The following is a 17,710-nucleotide window of genomic DNA, read 5'->3' on the forward strand; positions in this document are numbered from 1 at the left end:
ATGCCAATCCTAATCGTCTATACAACATAGACTAATATATACTTTTGCTTTTTCTATGTCAATACCTTCAAAATATTTTTATCAATAATTTTCCGAAAACACATCTCGAACATAAATTTATAAAACAAAACAGCAAAACGAACTACCAAATGCTATAATTAACCCGCGAGGGGTAGGGTATGAACAAAAAAATGATAAGTGTAATATCATGCTCACTTATCCTAGGCTGTATCTCGACACAAAAGGATGTCCCTGAAATACCAAAGGTCGACAAAGATAATATTATCAAAATAATTTCCTTGGAAACAAACACAAATGAGCAGGAAATTACCGGTTTGAAAAGATATGCCGAGGGATATGTTAGAGAATTAATGAATTGGTTTATTGTCACAAAAAAAATAGTTGAGAAAAATAACATTGAATTTGCAAACAAAATGTCCAAAGAAGACAAACAATTCATTAAAGATGAATTAGAAAAGAGACTGGAAGATTATAACAAAAACCTGTTCATCAAAGACGACGCTTACCGCGAGTATACACTGAATGAAAAAAAATTACATTTCTTACCGTTAATGGCTGAAACTTCTTTTTTATACAGTAGAGCAGAAAGCATCAAAAACGCTTATGACGAGTATATGCTTCAAAACAAGAACCGCTAGAGACTCAAATCTCAGCAGCGAAATGCAACCAGAACTATTTGGGAAGACTGACTTTAATCGATATCTAGGTTGAAAAAGTCGATTAAAAATTTTGCAACTCCGTCTTCGTCGTTGCTAAACTTCGTAACCTCGTTGTTGGGTAAATTAGCCTTCACAAATTCATTCGCATTCCTCATTACAACACCCTTTCCAACATTTTTTAACATTTCATAATCGTTGCCGTTATCGCCAAATGCGAGTACATCTCCAATATCAACACATTCTAATGAAGCAACATTTTTAACAGCATTATGCTTACTAGCATTAGCGTTTGTAATTTCTAAAAGGTCCTGAGCAGAATAAAATACATGTATGCCTTTGAATTTCCTATCCCTTATTGTTTTTCCAAAATTTTCAAGAATGTCAATATTTTGTGAAAAATAAACTATTTTAGAAAAAGAGTCTACTTGAAGAGCAAATAAATCAGTGATAACGGGTTTTATTCCCAATTTATGAATAAAATAATTCATAATCGGGCTCCTAATTGCTCTATCAGAATACCAAGCGCTTAAAGTATAAAGATTAATGTCGATCTCTCCCCTCTCAAGCTTAAGAATCTCTCTTACCAGATCACACCCTATCTCGTACCTCAAGATTAAATTACTTTGCAGAAATACCTCAGCTCCATTAGCCGTTATCATATACCCTTTTTCAATATCAATTTCCTTAAGTTGCTCCATAACATCCTTAATTTCATCCAATCTCCTACCGGTAGCAATAATTATACGAAAATCATTCCTTAATTTTGAAAGAACTTTAAGGGTCAATGACGTAACCCTATGCTCATTGTTAAGCAAAGTTCCATCAAGATCAAAGACTAGCATCTTATATTTCATACAATTAGAATTCATATTCAAATCCCTCTATTCATATTCAAATCCCTCTTGAGATAAATGATATCATATTTCCATTGACTACAAACCATAACCCATAATTTAACTTGAATTAAATTAACAAAAAAATACAATTGTAGTGATACAATTGTAGTGACGGATGCAAAAAGAAGAATCAAATATGGGCTTAGTGGATGATCAGATTTCAACTTTGTTTTCAGCAGAAAAAATAGGGAACAGAATCAAAGAGCTGTCTCGAGAGATTAGAGATTATTGCAAGGATAAGAATGATGTAGTTTTTATATCTCTTCTTAAGGGCTCATTTATATTTTTTGCAGATATTACAAGAGAGATTGGACTTAACGTAAAAATAGATTTCTTACAAGCTTCAAGTTATGGCACTAAGGCTCACTCATCGCTGAGGGTGATCATAAAAAAAGATATAGACATTAACATAGAAGACTGTTATGTAATACTTTTCGACGACATTGTGGATACTGGGTTAACATGTAAAAAAATTATTGAATATTTAAAGATGAAAAATCCTAAAAAGATTAAGACCTGTGCTCTTTTTAATAAACCATCTGAGAGATTAACAGAATTACAAATAGACTATGTAGGCTTTGAGATTGATAATCATTTCATAGTTGGATATGGCATTGATTTTAATGAAAAACACAGAACATTAAAAGATGTGGCAAAAATAAATAAGTAGGAGACAGAGATGTCAATTTATGCGGTCATTGGTACCCAATGGGGAGATGAAGGTAAGGGAAAAATTATAGATTTTCTGTCAGCAAAGGCAGATTATGTTGTAAGGTTCAACGGAGGCAATAATGCTGGACACACAATTGTTGCTGACAATAAAAGATTCGTTTTCCACCTATTACCTTCTGGAGCTTTGCGGGGATCAAACTGTGTAATTGGCTCTGGAGTCGTAATTGATCCACAGGTTTTAATTGAAGAACTCGAAATACTTAAACAAAACAACATTAAAATAAAAATGCTAATCAGCGATAAAGCTCACATAATAATGCCCTATCACATTAAAATTGATGAGCTTAGCGAACAAAAAAAGGGTACTGACAAAATCGGAACCACTGGGAAAGGAATTGGACCTTGTTATGCCGATAAAATAAATAGAACAAGTATAAGAGCCGTTGACCTGCTTGATATAGAAATTTTCGAAAGAAAACTTAAAATAAATTTAGATGAGAAAAATAAAATTATAGAAAAAATATACGGAGAGCAACCCTTCAGTTATGCCGACATCCTAAATAAATACAAAGAATATATGGCAATACTTGAGCCTATAATAACAAACACGGAAGAAATATTAAAAGATGCTGTCATCTCTGGAAAGCATATACTAATAGAGGGAGCTCAGGGCACAATGCTTGATATTGAGCATGGCACATTCCCATTTGTAACATCAAGTAGTACGTTAATCACGGCAGCCGTGGGATGTGGTATTCCTGCTTCAAAAATCAAACAGAAAATTGGGGTAGTAAAGGCATTCTCGTCAAGAGTTGGAGAAGGCCCATTCGTAAGTGAAGTTTCGGCTATTGGAGACAAGATTAGGGAAAGGGGGAAAGAATACGGAACAACTACAGGAAGACCTAGACGAATTGGTTGGCTCGACCTCTTGGCTGTCAAAAAATCGGCATACCTTAATGAGTTAAACCATTTGGCTTTAACCAAGCTAGACGTTCTAAACGATATGAAAGAACTCAAAATTTGTGTAGCTTATGAATATCAGGGAAAAATATATGAATATATACCTACTTCCTGTGAAATACTAGAGAAGGCTACACCTATATACAAGAGCTTCAAGGGATTTAGGCAAGATATTGGCAACATAAGTTGTTATGAAGACTTACCAATTGAAGCTAGAGAATATATCGAATTCATTGAAAGAGAAGTGGGAATTCAAATTTCAATTATTTCTTTTGGAAAGGAGCGAGAAAAAACCATTTTTAAGACTCAATTTTTAGGAATAAAGAATGGATAAATACGTAAATCCATTAAAATCAAGGTATTCAAGCAAAGAAATGCTTTACATTTTTTCGCCGAAATTTAAGTATACAACATGGAGAAAACTTTGGTATAACTTGGCCTTAACTCAGAAAGAGCTAGGAGTAGACATTAAACAAGAACAATTAGATAAACTATATGAACATATTGGGAGCATTGATTTTACTGTTGTAGAAAAATACGAAGAAAAATTTAAACACGAAGTCATGGCACATCTTTATGCCTATGCTGACTCAGCTGGTGAAGATGCTAAAAAAATTTTACATCTTGGTGTTACAAGTGCATTCTTAATGGACAACACAGATTTAATTCAGATAAAAGAAGCACTATTGCTTATTAGGGAAAAATTAAAAATTATCATCAAAACTTTAAGTAATTTTTCAATAAAGCATAAAAATTTGACAATACTTGCCTATACACACTTACAAGAGGCTCAATTGACAACCCTAGGAAAAAGAAGTAGCTTGTGGCTTAAAAGTTTAATTTTTGATCTTAAAGAGCTTGATTTCCTATTGTCCAATCTGTGTTTCAGAGGAGTAAAGGGCACTGTTGGTAATCAAAGTAGCTTTAAAGAATTACTATCATCTAACTTTGAGAGGGTAAAAAATCTAGACACGAGAGTGGCTAAAAGAATGGGCTTTAGTAAAGTTTACAAAATAACTAGTCAGACTTATGATCGAAAAATTGATTCATCGGTATTAAACTTTCTGAGTAATCTATCTCAAAGTGCACACAAAATTACTAACGATATTAGGTTCATGCAACACCTTAAGGAAATTGAGGAGAAGTTTGAAAAAAAACAAATAGGTTCATCGGCAATGCCTTACAAAAGAAACCCTATCCATAGCGAGAGGGTAGCCTCTCTGGCCAAGTTTATAATAAGTTTACAAACAAGTGGTGGATTTATAGTCGCAACCCAATGGCTTGAGCGCACTTTAGATGACTCGGCTTGCAAGAGACTAAACATTCCCCAAGCATGCCTAGCAGCAGACGCCATTTTAATATTACTCGACAAGATATTTAACAATATTAGGGTAAACTACAAAATAATTGAACAACATGTAAAAATAGAAATGCCGTTTATCTTAACAGAAGACATATTAATGAAAGCAACAAAAAATGGCGGCGATAGGCAATTATTACATGAAAAGCTCAGAGCTTATTCCATGCAGGTGAGGGAGCATATTTATTTAGGAAACCATGATAATAACCTGATTAAGATAATTCTTGACGATGAAAGTTTCAAACTAACACCTAACGATATGAATGAAATTTTAAGTTCAAATCAAAATACAGGATTTGCCTCTTCTCAAGTCGAAGATTTTATTCAAGAAGTAGTAATTCCTATTCTTAAAGAAAAATAAGTAATTAAAAACTTATTTCCACTTATATGAAATCTCTGCCGTTTAGCAGCGCTCCGCCCGTATTTGTTTTGGGCTTGTGTAATATTTTCACGATCTTTTCCCTTCCCCCATAAGAACAACGAATTCTGGCACAACAAAATCATAAGCAAAAACTCTCTCTTTATTTGTATGGTGTTAAATTAAAACTAAATTTGGAAATTATTGAACACAGCAACATCATTCCAAATCAATGTATAAAAACAAGTCCTAACAAGTCTTTATGTTGACAAACAAAATAAAGTTCAATAAAATCTTAAGAGACAAGCAAATCTTGGGGATCATAGCTCAGGTGGTTAGAGCGCAGGTCTGATAAACCTGAGGTCGGATGTTCAACTCATCCTGGTCCCACTTTATTTTTAGTTGTGTAAACGAGAAGCAGGCTTTGATGCCTGCCTCTCGTTATTTCAGTTCTGGCCAATAACCTTTGTTGGCCTCAATAAGATCATCAAGAATTGCTTTGGCAACACTTGCGCTTGGAACCATCCTGGACATGGTCAAGGCTTGCCATAACTTTAAATATGATTTTTCCATCCAAGCCTCAACTGTGAGTTTTTCAACGGAAACTTGTTGCTCCATAAGTCCCTTTTGAAACTGTGGAATCTTGCCCATACATATACGCTCGGGTCCATTAGAACCGACAATACAGGGAACTTCCACCATGGCAGTAGGATCAAAGTTTTCAACAGCTCCATTATTCTCAACAATCAAAAGCATCCTTTCACCCGTATTAAAAGCTATTGCTCGCGCAAGATCAACAATATAAGATGCATGCTCATCTATCTCAATAGTAGTACCAACAGCAGTTTTATTTTCAGCTATTCTCTTGCATTCCCCAAAAACTTTAGCTTCTCTTCCTTCCTTGACCTCTTTAACTCTTGTTTTAGTAGGATCAGTATGCTTAAGTTCGTAATCGCTATACAAATAATATTTTAAATAAGTATTCGGCAGGGTACTTGGATCAAGAGCGACTATATCTTTTACCTTACTAAAGGTTGCAGTCCAGCTTGCATCAATATGCTGCCCTGTCTCAGCCTCTCTTCCTGAAAGATACCCATGTTCTTTTACGTGTTCTACTAATTTTGGCATCAAATCGTCACCATTCACGTGCCTAACCTCAGTCCACCAACCGAAATGATTGAGTCCATAGTATCTTACAATCAGTTCTTTTCTAGATTTCAATCTTAAAATATCAATAAATCTATTCTCTATTCCAACTGGCATATCACAAATATTTAATATCCTAGATTTGGGACGAAGACATCTTGTAGCCTCAGCAACAATTGCAGCAGGATTAGAGTAATTTAGCATCCAAGCATGGGGTGAATATTTTTCCATGTAGTCAACAAGCTCAATAACTCCTCCAATCGAACGCATACCATAAGCAATTCCACCAGGTCCGCATGTTTCTTGCCCAACAACCCCATGCTTAATGGGTATTGTTTCATCAAGCTCTCTCATTTCATATTTCCCAACTCTAATATGAGCCATTACAAAATCAACATCACTAAAAGCTTCTTGTGGTTCTGTAGTATAGGAAAACTTTATATCAGGATATCTCTCCTTAATTAATATTTGGCAAGCCTTGCCAACAATATCTTGCCGAGCACCATCAATATCGTAAAGCTTAATATGTTCAATAGGAAACTCATCAAGATGATCAAGCAGCATTAAAACTATGCCCGGAGTAAAGGTACTTCCTCCGCCAGCAATCACAATATTAAATTTTTTTTTCATACTTCCTCCTCTTTGCTATTAAGAATAGATTCCATCTCTTCTCTTAATATTGAAACATCAAGTCCAATAACGATTTGAAAATAATTATTTGTTTTAAATATTCCCTTGACACCATACTTTTTAAAACTTTCATCAGGATGAACTTTATTGACATCTTTAACAGTAATTCTCAGTCTTGTGGCGCAGTTACTAATGTCTTCAATATTGGCCTTCCCTCCCAACATATGAATTATGCTTAAAGATTGATGTCTACGTTGATCTCCAATGTAATCTTTCTTAGTATGCAATTTAACAGGAGTATCATCTTCCCATCTACCAGGCGTCTTAAAATTGAACTTCAATATTAGGTATTTAAATGAATAGAAATAAATAGCTGTAAAAATACTACCAATAATAAGTTGCGCTACATAAGGCTCGGGATGGTTCTTCCACATGGGAATCCAATTTAACAACGCAAAATCAATTATACCAGTACCCATATTCCCCACAAGGCCAAACGAATACATAATAGCAGACATACATCCTGCAAGAACGGAATGTAGAACAAAAAGCATGGGAGCAGCAAAAAGGAACGTAAATTCAATAGGCTCTGTTATTCCATTAATCATTGAAGTGAGCGCTGCGGGTACTAGTAAACCCTTTAAAGCCTTTCTCTTATCCTCTCTGGCAGTGTAATACATGGCTAAAGAAAGTCCAAGTACACCAAACACTTTGGAATTTCCATGAAGGGCAAATCCACCTCCTGGAAACAAATCCTTAAGAGGAATGGTGCTTTGAGAAAATTCTTGGATATGTTCAGCCCAATACTTTAAAATTCCATCATCAACAACAGCTGGTCCAAATATAAATGGTTGGTAAATGAAGTGGTGAAATCCAAAGGGAATTAACACCCTTTCCAGAAACGTATAAAGCCATACGCCAAAAGCTCCCGAATACGCCATTACCCCCTGCAACCCTGCAATTCCCATCTGTATTTTTGGCCAAATAATACAAAAAATCACTGCTAGTGGCAGCATTGTTAAAAAGCTTAGAGCCACTATGTAATTACTACCTGAAAAAATTTGAAAATAAGGAGAAAATCTGACATCAAAATACCTATTATGCAAATAAATAATGATGCAGGAAACCGTAATTGCCCCAAATATACTAGTATCAAGCGTTTTAATATTGGCTAACATAGTAAGTCCACTGGTTCCTCCTGGATCCATAGAATAATCAACACCAAAAGTTTGCCCATAAAGACTCAAAATAGCCGCAATAAAATAATTAAAAAGTAAAAATGCAAGAAAAGATTCAATACAAGCTCTGGCAGAAGCTTTCTTTGCTAGGCTTATTGGCAAAGCGGCAGCAAAAAGCAAAGGCATTTGCCTAAAAATTGTCCAACCACCCTCCCCGACCATCCACCAAAAATCTCTCCAAACTCCAGGACTTGCTCCAACCAAGAATACAGATGATACTCCTACTACCAACCCAAATAAAGCAAAAAACAAAGCAGGAATAACCATTGCACTTCCGAATTTTTGCATTGTTTGTACCATAAACAAAACTCCTATTGCTGAATAACAACAATCACTAAAGATTTAGAATAAATTTAATACCTTTATTCTATTATAAGTTATTTAACGAAGTTAAATAACTTATAATAGAATAAAGGTATTCCCAGGTTTTGTCAACAAACAATAAACAGGCTGCAGACGGGGGTGTTGTTTTAAACAACACCCCCGTCTGCAGCCAACACCACAAAACAACCCAAATCAAACAAAAACTACAAGCTAATCCTCCACCGCAACCAAATGGAGGTTAAGGGACTCGAACCCTTGACCCTCGGCTTGCAAAGCCGATGCTCTAGCCAACTGAGCTAAACCCCCAAAGAAAAAGTCTCCAAAAAGACAAAGGAAGAGTTAAATCAATACCTACTATTAAATTCTTTCTCTTAGAAAGGAGGTGATCCAGCCGCACTTTCCAGTACGGCTACCTTGTTACGACTTCACCCCCCTCACTAAACATACCTTAGACACCTTCCTCCCTTACGGGTTAGAACAGTGGCTTCGGGTATCCTCAACTCGGGTGGTGTGACGGGCGGTGTGTACAAGGCCCGAGAACGTATTCACCGTATCATTCTGATATACGATTACTAGCGATTCCAACTTCATGAAGTCGAGTTGCAGACTTCAATCTGGACTGAGACCTGCTTTATGCGTTTTGCTTCACATCACTGCTTCGCATCGCTTTGTACAGGCCATTGTAGCACGTGTGTAGCCCAGGACATAAGGGCCATGATGATTTGACGTCATCCTCACCTTCCTCCGGCTTATCACCGGCAGTCTCGTCTGAGTCCCCATCTTTACATGCTGGTAACAGACAATAAGGGTTGCGCTCGTTGCGGGACTTAACCCAACACCTCACAGCACGAGCTGACGACAACCATGCAGCACCTGTATATAGACCCCAAACGGGGACTAGTTATCTCTAACCATATCCTATATATGTCAAGCCCTGGTAAGGTTCCTCGCGTATCATCGAATTAAACCACATGCTCCACCGCTTGTGCGGGCCCCCGTCAATTCCTTTGAGTTTCACTCTTGCGAGCATACTCCCCAGGCGGCACACTTAACACGTTAGCTTCGGTACCAACCTTTCAGTTAACACCAAGTGTGCATCGTTTACAGCGTAGACTACCAGGGTATCTAATCCTGTTTGCTCCCTACGCTTTCGTGACTCAGCGTCAGTCTTGACCCAGAAGTTCGCCTTCGCCTCTGGTATTCTTCCTGATATCAACAGATTCCACCCTTACACCAGGAATTCTAACTTCCCCTATCAGACTCAAGACATACAGTTTCCAGCATAGATCCACAGTTGAGCTGTGGTATTTTACACATAGACTTGCATATCCGCCTACTCACCCTTTACGCCCAATAATCCCGAACAACGCTCGCCCCTTACGTATTACCGCGGCTGCTGGCACGTAATTAGCCGGGGCTTATTCCTAAATTAACGTCATCTCTTTGTCATTTCCTACAAAGATTATTCCTCATTTATAAAAGAATTTTACAATCTTTCGACCTTCATCATTCACGCAGTGTCGCTCCGTCAGGCTTTCGCCCATTGCGGAAGATTCTTAGCTGCTGCCTCCCGTAGGAGTCTGGACCGTATCTCAGTTCCAGTGTGACCGTTCACCCTCTCAGGCCGGTTACTTATCACAGCCTTGGTAGGCCTTTACCCCACCAACTAGCTAATAAGACGCAGACTCATCTACAAGCGAAGCTTTAAAGGCTTCCTTTCATCAATCGACACATCAATTGACCTTATTCGGTATTAGCTACTATTTCTAATAGTTATCCCCATCTCATAGGTAGATCATCCACGCGTTACTCACCCGTTCGCCACTGAATGTATCGCTACATCCCGTCCGACTTGCATGCTTAAGACGCACTGCCAGCGTTAGTTCTAAGCCAGGATCAAACTCTTCGTTATTTTTCATTTTTTTATTTCAAAATCAACAGGTTATTATATTCGGCTCTTAAAACCTTACTTAACTCTTCCCTTCTCTTCTCTTCCAATCCTAATTTCAGCTCTTACTACTCTATAACATACATTAATCTTTGTCAATACTTTGAATTTATTTTTTGTATCAACATTTCTAACACACTAACCCACCACTTCACCTCTTTTTTACCAACCTTTTAATAACATCTAAAACTCTACCTATCCCTTCATAACCATCATAAAAACTTCCGCTTATATTTGCACCCAAGACAATTTTAAATCCCGCCTTACGAGATGCCTGCACCTTACTTTCAACATTAGAAGATGCTCTAATTTCTCCTGAAAGCGAAATTTCACCCGTAAAAATTAACTCCTGACTTACAACAACATCCGTCTTGGCCGAAAATAATGCAACCAAAATAGCAAGTTCAATTTCTATATCATCAACTTTGAGACCGCCAGACACATTGACATACACATCATCGTTATTAAAATTAAGGTTTAAATACTTACCAAGGATCGCTAGAATTCTTGATATTTTCTTAGAGTCTATCTTTTCTGAAAAAATCCTAGAGATATTCATTCCCGTCTTTACTATTAGAGCCTGTATCTCAACGAATAAAACTCTACTCCCTCTATTAACAATTCCAATGGCAATCCCTGAAGATACTTTTTCCTTTTTTTCCAAAAAAATAGAGGAAGGATCCTTAATCTCCATGAGGCCTAAATATGTCATCTCAAAAATACCTATTTCACTTACAGATCCAAATCTATTCTTAGTCGCCCTAAGCATACGCAAAGATTTTTCTGCCTCCTCAAAATAAAAAACTGCATCTACAACATGTTCTATTATCTTTGGTCCTGCCAAATTACCGTCTTTTGTAATATGCCCCACCAAAAACAGAGTTATATTTTTTCGCTTTACCCATTCTACGAGTTTATAAACACAATGCTTTAACTGAGACACGCCCCCAAGCCCACCTTGAGCCTCTTTTGAATGTAAAGTTTGAATGGAATCAACAAAAATAAAGTCAATCTTAATGCTTTCAACCATTTCAATCAAAGAATCAACGTTTACCTCATTAGTTATCAATATATCAGTAGAAAGGTTAAGTCTATTTGATCTTAATTTAATTTGAGGAATTGACTCTTCTCCTGCAAGATAAAGCACCCTCTTGTTAGCGATCGAGACAACATCAGCAATCTGAAGCAAAAAAGTTGATTTTCCAATCCCAGGCTCCCCTGATATTAAAGTTATACTACCAAGCACAACTCCAGAGCCAAGCACCCTGTCAAACTCTCCAATACCTGTTAACTGTCTAACATTATCAACTTGTTTAAAATCTTTTAAAGAATAAATTTCATTCTTTTTACTACTATTTAACGTCTTTTCATGGCCAGGCTTATGTTCGATATAAGACTCTAAACTATCCCAACTAAGGCACTCAGGACATTTCCCTAGCCATCTTAAAGACCTATACCCACAATTTAAACACTTATAAATTTCCCTTTCTTTATTTTTTCCCATAATATCAATAATTAGACAAAATGATTAAGAGATTAAGACACTTAACCCTTAGTTCTCCTGCTAACCAAGACTGTGAACTCACCTTTGTCTTTCTTATTTTCTTCAAAATATTTCTTCAACTCCAAAGGTTTTCCAATCCTATATTCCTCATATGCTTTTGTCATCTCGCGTCCAACAAGAATATTGGCATCCGAGCTTATTAAAGAAAGTTCAAACAATAATTTTAAAATTCTATGGCTAGATTCAAGAATCACGAATGCATCTCCTCTACTATAAAGCTCCTCCATCCTTTTAACCCTCCTAGCTCCTTTATTTGCTAAAAACCCTTCAAATACTATCACCTTATCTTTGAAAGGATTTACACTAATGATTGTATTAAAAGAACTAACGCCTGGGATAGGACAAACCTTATGTCCATTTTTCAGTGCTGCATCAACAAGCAATCCGCCAGGATCACTCAGGCAAGGCGTCCCCGCATCGCTGACAAAGGCTACACTCTTTTTGCTAGATAAATATTCTAATAACAATTCTATCCTCTTCTCTTCTGTTACTGCATTACAGGAAATTAACTTTTTAACAATGCTATAACGAGACAAAAGTCTACTAGTAATTCTTGTATCCTCAGCAAATATAACATCTACCAATTTTAAAATATCAATCGCACGATACGTAATATCTCCCAAATTACCTATAGGTGTTCCAACAATATACAACATATAGTCTCCTTTGCATATAAAATAAAAACACAAATACCCACTAATTACATTAAGCCTGACGTTAAATAAAGACAAAGGTTAACATATTGATTTATACTAATTCTGTAAATCACACCCTGCAGCTAACGAGGTATTATACATAATACTAGCCACTTTAAACATTTAATAGTTTGTAAAAAGTTCAAATATTGTATATTCATATGAGAAAATGCTTGTTTCATGTTATATTTATACTACTGGATGGTTGAACTGAAAGGTGGTAAGTTCTATGCTTAGGCTAATTAGAAAGGTGTTTGTGGTCTATTTCCTATGTGTTACCCTTGCTGGGCTTGTTATGGTTTTCTTTGACAGTAAGTTTTCGGAAAGGGAAGTTGTTGAAAATGGCAAGGGATACATTGTTAAGCACAAGATTGAACCTAATTTACTTATATTCACCTCTTCAATTGGAGGCTTTTTGGGAGTCTACGCTGGTATATGGATCTTCGACTATGGAAAGAAAGACTTCTATTTAAACTGGGGAAGCCTGATCATACTGGTGTACAACATAGGCCTGATCCTTTCTGTATACTCTAAGTCAACCAGACAATAAGTTAGACACTATTAATAATAATGCCGCTCTTTATCATATATTTATAGACTTCCTCTGGGTTTTCTAGACTCTCAATCAGATTTTCAGCCTTGTCGTTTATTTTTTCTACTAACTTTTTAAAGGTCACCCTTATCCCTCTACTTTCCAAAAAATCCTTAGCTGGCTGAGAAATAACCCCAGCTTGGACATTTTGAAGCCCAATGTTATATATTATAACGGCAGCAGCCTTACCCACAACCTTATCATAAATTTCCAAACCATCTTTATTTTGAATGTATTTATTAATAAAATTATCGACCTCCAAAAGGGGTTTTAGGCCTCTCTCCATATTAGAATAAAGTATCCTGTGGTCCTTAAACAGCCTCAACGTAGGATTTAACCCTGATATCATTTCTAACCCCTCAAACACCTGCTAATAGCGTTTACTAAAAATAAATACTATTAAACACCATTAATGATATACATAAATTAAAAATACTTCAACATAAAAAGATGATATATCATTAAGTTACATGTTACTAATTCCTAAAGAAAGTATCCACTCAAAAATTGAAATAAAGAAATCCATTTTCCTATCATATATTTTTCATATAGAGAAAAGAGAAGAAATAAATAAAATATTAAGAGAATATAAATTAAAATTCAAAAATGCATCACATGTCGTTTATGGATTCAGACTTGGAAATTCAGCCTCGTTTATAAATGGAATGAGTGACGATAAAGAACCATACTTGACAGCTGGGAAACCTACACTAGATGCAATACTGAAAAACAATTTAACAGATACCCTAATAATTACAGTGCGCTATTTTGGAGGAACTCTACTTGGAAAGGGAGGATTAATTAAAGCATATTCCAAGGCGGCATTGGAGATAATCAATAAATCAAGCTTAACAGAAAAAGAAGAAATGGAAACATTAAGTCTAAATTTAAACTATAATCAGTATAACCTGCTTATGAGGATAAAGAGGAAGATGGGGATTAAAATCGTAGATGCAAGTTTTTTAGAAAAGATAAACACCACAATTACATTTAATATGAAAGACAAGGCAAGTATTTTGCTATTTTTACAAAAAAATTTATTAGTTTAATCTTCTTTATGTGCATTTATTTCATCATCCTAGCACAATTTATTTTTACCGTTTGTGTTCTACAACAGAATGTTGCTAATGGTTACCAAGAGAAAGTTTTATGAAGGTAGTGCCTATTTATTTATAAAAAACAAAAAATCTAGTCTGTTAAAATTTTAAATTTATATATGTAATTCCTTCCAGCATTAAGTTAAAATTACTTTAGAAAATATTAATGAATAAAATTACAAGGAAAAGTTTTTTGAAAAATATCTTCTGAAATACAAAAAAGATAGATACGATTTTATTATTATTGATCATCCTCAGAAACGGAATTTTTGCCTTTGCAAACATTAATCAAATATTAGACACAATAACCGTGGCCAGATAGCTAAAGAATTAAAAATTACTGGGGTCTTTATGAATGATTATGGCATTAAAAAGAAAAAATACATTAAATATCTCAAACAAGAACTAATTGTCATTAAAAATAAAAATTTTGAGTATGACAATTTAGACAAAGAAATGGCCAAATTTTTACAACAGATGAAGCAATACGAGATTTTTAAAATCTTTATCAACATACACACAGAAATCGGAAGGATATTAAAAGAAGCGCAAGAAGGCTAGGAGAAGGCAATCAGCATGATAAGCTTTTATAAATGGTTTAACAGTGTGGAGCTTTAAAAAGATAAGACTTGCTCCTCATTGATATCAAGATATAAGTTACCTGTCGAATATTCCAATAAACAGCGTGTAATAGAAAACTTACCACTATCTCCTTCATCCTTCATATGAGATTTCAAAAAATCTTGTCCTGTTAATTTAAAAACAGAAGTTCTTAATGAAACATAAAATCCTTAAAGAATTTAAATTGCTCTACACAAAAGGCATAAATTATAAAAAAGATTCTATAACAGGAATTAGCAAGCCCCCTAACCAAATCTGAAGAAATTATAAGAACAATAGAATCGTTACTACAAGAATTAGAAAACATTAAAAATATTAAATTAGAAAACAGACCACACGAAACAACTCACTTCTGATTCCAAAACAAACTGAACCCCCCCCCATAGAACCAGAAAGCGCATAAGCCCCTTTACCCTGGCAAAATTCAGACAAACAAAAAGAATGCCCCCGCTAGAACATTCTAAAAGTACAGATAATGCTGATTTATTATTTAATAAATTTAGAAACAGACACTAACTTATCCTCATCAAGAGACAACACTTGAATTCCCCTAGCGTCCTTACCCTGTTCAGATACCTTATCTGCCGATGTTCTTAACATCTTTGCGCCTTTACTTATAAGCAATATTTCATCTTCATGCGAAACCGTAATAGCATCAGCAACTTCACCTGCCTTCTCATCCGATTTCTTATAGCTAGTATAACCGGTAGCCCCTCTCTTAAGCTCGGTCAATTTAGATATGCCTAATCTCTTACCATATCCATTCTCAGAAACAATTAAAAGATGAGATTCCTGTCTGACAGCTAAAGCCTTAATACAAATATCGCCCTCCTTAACCTTCATTCCAGATACACCTTGGGTTCCCCTGTGCGTAAGCCTAATATCATCTGAATTAAATATAAAAGAATTTCCCTTTCTAGAAATACAAATAATTTTTTCGTCCCTGGTAACAACTTCAGCACTTGTAACAAAGTCTTCATCAACAAGCCTAACAACAATAACTCCTCTTGTCTTAACTGTTTTAAGTCCTTCCGTTTCAATACGAGCCACTTTTCCACTAGCAGTTGTTATTAATAAATAACTATCTTCCGTTAACTCGTTACAATTTTTAATAGCCAATATTTCTTCTGTTTCTCCCAAATTAACAAGCTCACGTATATTTTGACCCTTTGAAGCCCTAAAAGTATCCTTAATTTCATACGCATTAATTACATAAAGCTTCCCCTCGTTTGAAATCATAAATAGAAAGTCGTGAGTACTTGCACATAAAGAAAAATTAACCTGGTCTCCGTCTTGCAACTCGAAAGAACTCAGACCCTTACCACCTATACCCTGAAGTTTATATTCATCCTGCAAGATCCTCTTAATAAAGCCTCTCTTTGTAAGAATAACAATAACATTTTCCCTCTGCATTAAATCTGCCATACTGGTTTTTAAAACCTCCTCATCATAAATTATTTTTGTTCGGCGCTCATCACCAAATTTCAAACTTAAATTAATAATCTCTCCCCTTATAATATCAACAATTCTTGCTGGATTTAAAAGAATATCCTCATAATCTTTTATTAAAGCTAAAATAAGTTTAAACTCTTCCTCAATTCTTTCTATTTCAAGAGATGTTAACTTTTGTAATTTCATGTCAAGAATAGCATTGGATTGAATCTCTGATAGATTAAACTCTTTAATAATACACTCCCTGGCCTCTTTTACAACTCTAGAAAATTTTATTATCTCTATTATTTTATCAATATTCCTTAAAGCCACACTCAACCCTTCAAGCACATGAGCTTTTTCCCTTGCTTTCCTTAATTCAAACTCCGTCCGTCTTCTAACAATTTCTTTTCTATGCTTAATAAACTCAGACAAAAGCTCTTCTAAATTTAGCTGCTTCGGTATTCCATTAACAAGAGCCAGGTTATTTATACTGAAATTCTTTTTAAGCTCAGTATACCCATAAAGCAAGTTCATAACAACGTGAGGATCAAATCCTTTCTTGATTTCAAGTACAATTCTAATTCCGTCACGGTCCGACTCATCTCTTATATCAGAAACTCCTTCCAATTTTTCTTCTTTTGCAAGCAATGCAATTTTCATAAGCAGAGATGATTTATTAACAGCATAAGGTATTTCTGTTACTACAATAAAAACAATATCCTCTGCTTTCTTCTCAATATGATATCTGGCTCGAATAACAACACTACCCCTACCTGTTGTATAAGCTTTAACCAAACTATCGCTATAAATAATTTCAGCAGAAGTTGGAAAATCCGGTCCTTTAACTATTTCAATCAAGTCATAAACAGATACATCATCATGATCCAACATATAAACCAAAGCATCACAAACCTCGCCCAAATTATGCGGGGCCATATTTGTAGCCATTCCAACAGCAATGCCACTAGACCCATTTACCAATAAAAACGGAAATGCTGCCGGCAAAACCCCAGGCTCATTTAAAGAATCGTCATAGTTAGGCTTAAAATCAACAGTCTGCTTATCTATATCCCTTACAAGCTCTTCTGCTATCTTTGCCATCCGTGCTTCAGTGTATCGCATAGCAGCAGGAGGGTCGCCATCGACAGAACCAAAATTCCCCTGTCCACTTATCACAGGATACCTTAAAGAAAACCCCTGAGCAAGTCTTACAAGTGCATCATAAATCGATTGATCACCGTGTGGATGATACTTTCCAAGTACATCACCAACTATTCTTCCTGCCTTCTTAAATGACTTATCCGATCTAAGTCCCATTTCATGCATTGAATAAAGGATTCTTCTGTGAACAGGTTTAAGCCCGTCCCTTACATCGGGAAGCGCTCTTGAAACAATTACAGACATTGCGTAATTTAAATAGGAGGTTCTAACCTCATCCTCTATTTTAATATTTAGTATTTGTTCAAAATTCTCTTCAGTTGGCATCACTGCTCCA

The 17,710-nt window shown here is 35.5% G+C and carries 14 protein-coding genes, 2 tRNA genes and 1 rRNA gene; 8 read left to right on the plus strand and 9 right to left on the minus strand.

What is annotated here, in order from left to right:
• Window positions 1-179 precede the first annotated feature (179 nt).
• A complete protein-coding gene (locus LKV13_RS02090; RefSeq protein WP_229088959.1) occupies window positions 180-659 on the plus strand; it encodes a hypothetical protein in 480 nt (159 codons plus the stop codon).
• A 53-nt stretch (window positions 660-712) separates the two neighbouring features.
• Here LKV13_RS02090 and LKV13_RS02095 read toward each other — a convergent pair whose 3' ends face one another.
• Entirely contained in the window at window positions 713-1,549 is an 837-nt protein-coding gene (locus LKV13_RS02095; RefSeq protein WP_229088960.1) for a Cof-type HAD-IIB family hydrolase, read from the minus strand.
• Window positions 1,550-1,691: 142 nt separating this feature from the next.
• On the opposite strand from LKV13_RS02095, the gene hpt reads away from it, so the two are divergent.
• The 4 genes from hpt (at window position 1,692) to LKV13_RS02115 (ending at window position 5,316) form a co-directional block, all read left to right on the plus strand.
• Entirely contained in the window at window positions 1,692-2,246 is a 555-nt protein-coding gene (gene hpt, locus LKV13_RS02100) for a hypoxanthine phosphoribosyltransferase (RefSeq protein ID WP_229088961.1), read from the plus strand.
• A 9-nt stretch (window positions 2,247-2,255) separates the two neighbouring features.
• Entirely contained in the window at window positions 2,256-3,542 is a 1,287-nt protein-coding gene (locus LKV13_RS02105) for an adenylosuccinate synthase (protein ID WP_229088962.1), read from the plus strand.
• A complete protein-coding gene (purB, locus tag LKV13_RS02110) occupies window positions 3,535-4,929 on the plus strand; it encodes an adenylosuccinate lyase (protein WP_229088963.1) in 1,395 nt (464 codons plus the stop codon). Before LKV13_RS02105 ends, purB begins: the two co-directional genes overlap by 8 nt.
• Window positions 4,930-5,242: 313 nt before the next feature.
• Window positions 5,243-5,316 (plus strand) — tRNA-Ile (locus tag LKV13_RS02115).
• Between the two features lie 51 nt (window positions 5,317-5,367).
• Here the strand turns inward: LKV13_RS02115 and LKV13_RS02120 are convergent.
• The 6 genes from LKV13_RS02120 to rsmI form a co-directional block, all read right to left on the minus strand.
• Window positions 5,368-6,702, minus strand: a complete 1,335-nt coding sequence (locus LKV13_RS02120) for a 6-phospho-alpha-glucosidase (protein WP_229088964.1) — start codon at window positions 6,700-6,702, stop codon at window positions 5,368-5,370.
• A complete protein-coding gene (locus LKV13_RS02125) occupies window positions 6,699-8,240 on the minus strand; it encodes an alpha-glucoside-specific PTS transporter subunit IIBC (RefSeq protein ID WP_229088965.1) in 1,542 nt (513 codons plus the stop codon). Before LKV13_RS02125 ends, LKV13_RS02120 begins: the two co-directional genes overlap by 4 nt.
• A 256-nt stretch (window positions 8,241-8,496) precedes the next feature.
• A tRNA-Ala gene (locus LKV13_RS02130) sits at window positions 8,497-8,570 on the minus strand.
• 69 nt (window positions 8,571-8,639) lie between these two features.
• Window positions 8,640-10,176, minus strand: a 16S ribosomal RNA gene (locus LKV13_RS02135).
• Between the two features lie 187 nt (window positions 10,177-10,363).
• Entirely contained in the window at window positions 10,364-11,716 is a 1,353-nt protein-coding gene (gene radA / locus LKV13_RS02140; protein WP_229088966.1) for a DNA repair protein RadA, read from the minus strand.
• A 41-nt stretch (window positions 11,717-11,757) separates the two neighbouring features.
• Window positions 11,758-12,432 carry a 16S rRNA (cytidine(1402)-2'-O)-methyltransferase gene (rsmI, locus tag LKV13_RS02145; RefSeq protein WP_229088967.1) on the minus strand — a complete coding sequence of 225 codons (675 nt, stop codon included), beginning with the start codon at window positions 12,430-12,432 and terminating at the stop codon, window positions 11,758-11,760.
• Between the two features lie 268 nt (window positions 12,433-12,700).
• Here rsmI and LKV13_RS02150 point away from each other — a divergent pair, with 268 nt between their 5' ends.
• Entirely contained in the window at window positions 12,701-13,021 is a 321-nt protein-coding gene (locus LKV13_RS02150; protein WP_229088968.1) for a hypothetical protein, read from the plus strand.
• A gap of 1 nt (window position 13,022) precedes the next feature.
• Here LKV13_RS02150 and LKV13_RS02155 read toward each other — a convergent pair whose 3' ends face one another.
• Window positions 13,023-13,412, minus strand: coding sequence for a DUF1893 domain-containing protein (locus LKV13_RS02155; RefSeq protein ID WP_229088969.1), 390 nt, complete (start codon window positions 13,410-13,412; stop codon window positions 13,023-13,025).
• A 121-nt stretch (window positions 13,413-13,533) separates the two neighbouring features.
• Here LKV13_RS02155 and LKV13_RS02160 point away from each other — a divergent pair, with 121 nt between their 5' ends.
• Together LKV13_RS02160 and LKV13_RS02165 are read left to right on the plus strand one after the other, a co-directional pair.
• The gene (locus LKV13_RS02160; RefSeq protein ID WP_229088970.1) at window positions 13,534-14,112 is read left to right on the plus strand and encodes a YigZ family protein; all 579 of its coding nucleotides are present in this window, start codon (window positions 13,534-13,536) and stop codon (window positions 14,110-14,112) included.
• Between the two features lie 399 nt (window positions 14,113-14,511).
• Window positions 14,512-14,721: a hypothetical protein gene (locus LKV13_RS02165; RefSeq protein ID WP_229088971.1), complete on the plus strand. Its 210-nt coding sequence runs from the start codon at window positions 14,512-14,514 to the stop codon at window positions 14,719-14,721.
• A gap of 546 nt (window positions 14,722-15,267) precedes the next feature.
• Here the strand turns inward: LKV13_RS02165 and gyrA are convergent.
• Window positions 15,268-17,700 carry a DNA topoisomerase (ATP-hydrolyzing) subunit A gene (gene gyrA, locus LKV13_RS02170; RefSeq protein WP_229088972.1) on the minus strand — a complete coding sequence of 811 codons (2,433 nt, stop codon included), beginning with the start codon at window positions 17,698-17,700 and terminating at the stop codon, window positions 15,268-15,270.
• Window positions 17,701-17,710: the final 10 nt, after the last annotated feature.

The organism is Candidatus Borrelia undatumii (genome assembly GCF_020882015.2).
In the GTDB taxonomy this organism is placed as follows: domain Bacteria; phylum Spirochaetota; class Spirochaetia; order Borreliales; family Borreliaceae; genus Borrelia.

Excerpts from the sequence above, each read along its gene's own strand:
- LKV13_RS02165 (WP_229088971.1), top strand. The coding sequence starts at position 14,512 with ATGAATGATTATGGCATTAAAAAGAAAAAATACATTAAATATCTCAAA.
- radA (WP_229088966.1), bottom strand. The coding sequence starts at position 11,716 with ATGGGAAAAAATAAAGAAAGGGAAATTTATAAGTGTTTAAATTGTGGG.
- LKV13_RS02155 (WP_229088969.1), bottom strand. The coding sequence starts at position 13,412 with ATGATATCAGGGTTAAATCCTACGTTGAGGCTGTTTAAGGACCACAGG.
- LKV13_RS02105 (WP_229088962.1), top strand. The coding sequence starts at position 2,256 with ATGTCAATTTATGCGGTCATTGGTACCCAATGGGGAGATGAAGGTAAG.
- LKV13_RS02120 (WP_229088964.1), bottom strand. The coding sequence starts at position 6,702 with ATGAAAAAAAAATTTAATATTGTGATTGCTGGCGGAGGAAGTACCTTT.
- LKV13_RS02095 (WP_229088960.1), bottom strand. The coding sequence starts at position 1,549 with ATGAATTCTAATTGTATGAAATATAAGATGCTAGTCTTTGATCTTGAT.
- gyrA (WP_229088972.1), bottom strand. The coding sequence starts at position 17,700 with ATGCCAACTGAAGAGAATTTTGAACAAATACTAAATATTAAAATAGAG.
- LKV13_RS02160 (WP_229088970.1), top strand. The coding sequence starts at position 13,534 with ATGTTACTAATTCCTAAAGAAAGTATCCACTCAAAAATTGAAATAAAG.
- hpt (WP_229088961.1), top strand. The coding sequence starts at position 1,692 with ATGCAAAAAGAAGAATCAAATATGGGCTTAGTGGATGATCAGATTTCA.
- LKV13_RS02090 (WP_229088959.1), top strand. The coding sequence starts at position 180 with ATGAACAAAAAAATGATAAGTGTAATATCATGCTCACTTATCCTAGGC.
- LKV13_RS02125 (WP_229088965.1), bottom strand. The coding sequence starts at position 8,240 with ATGGTACAAACAATGCAAAAATTCGGAAGTGCAATGGTTATTCCTGCT.
- rsmI (WP_229088967.1), bottom strand. The coding sequence starts at position 12,432 with ATGTTGTATATTGTTGGAACACCTATAGGTAATTTGGGAGATATTACG.
- LKV13_RS02150 (WP_229088968.1), top strand. The coding sequence starts at position 12,701 with ATGCTTAGGCTAATTAGAAAGGTGTTTGTGGTCTATTTCCTATGTGTT.
- purB (WP_229088963.1), top strand. The coding sequence starts at position 3,535 with ATGGATAAATACGTAAATCCATTAAAATCAAGGTATTCAAGCAAAGAA.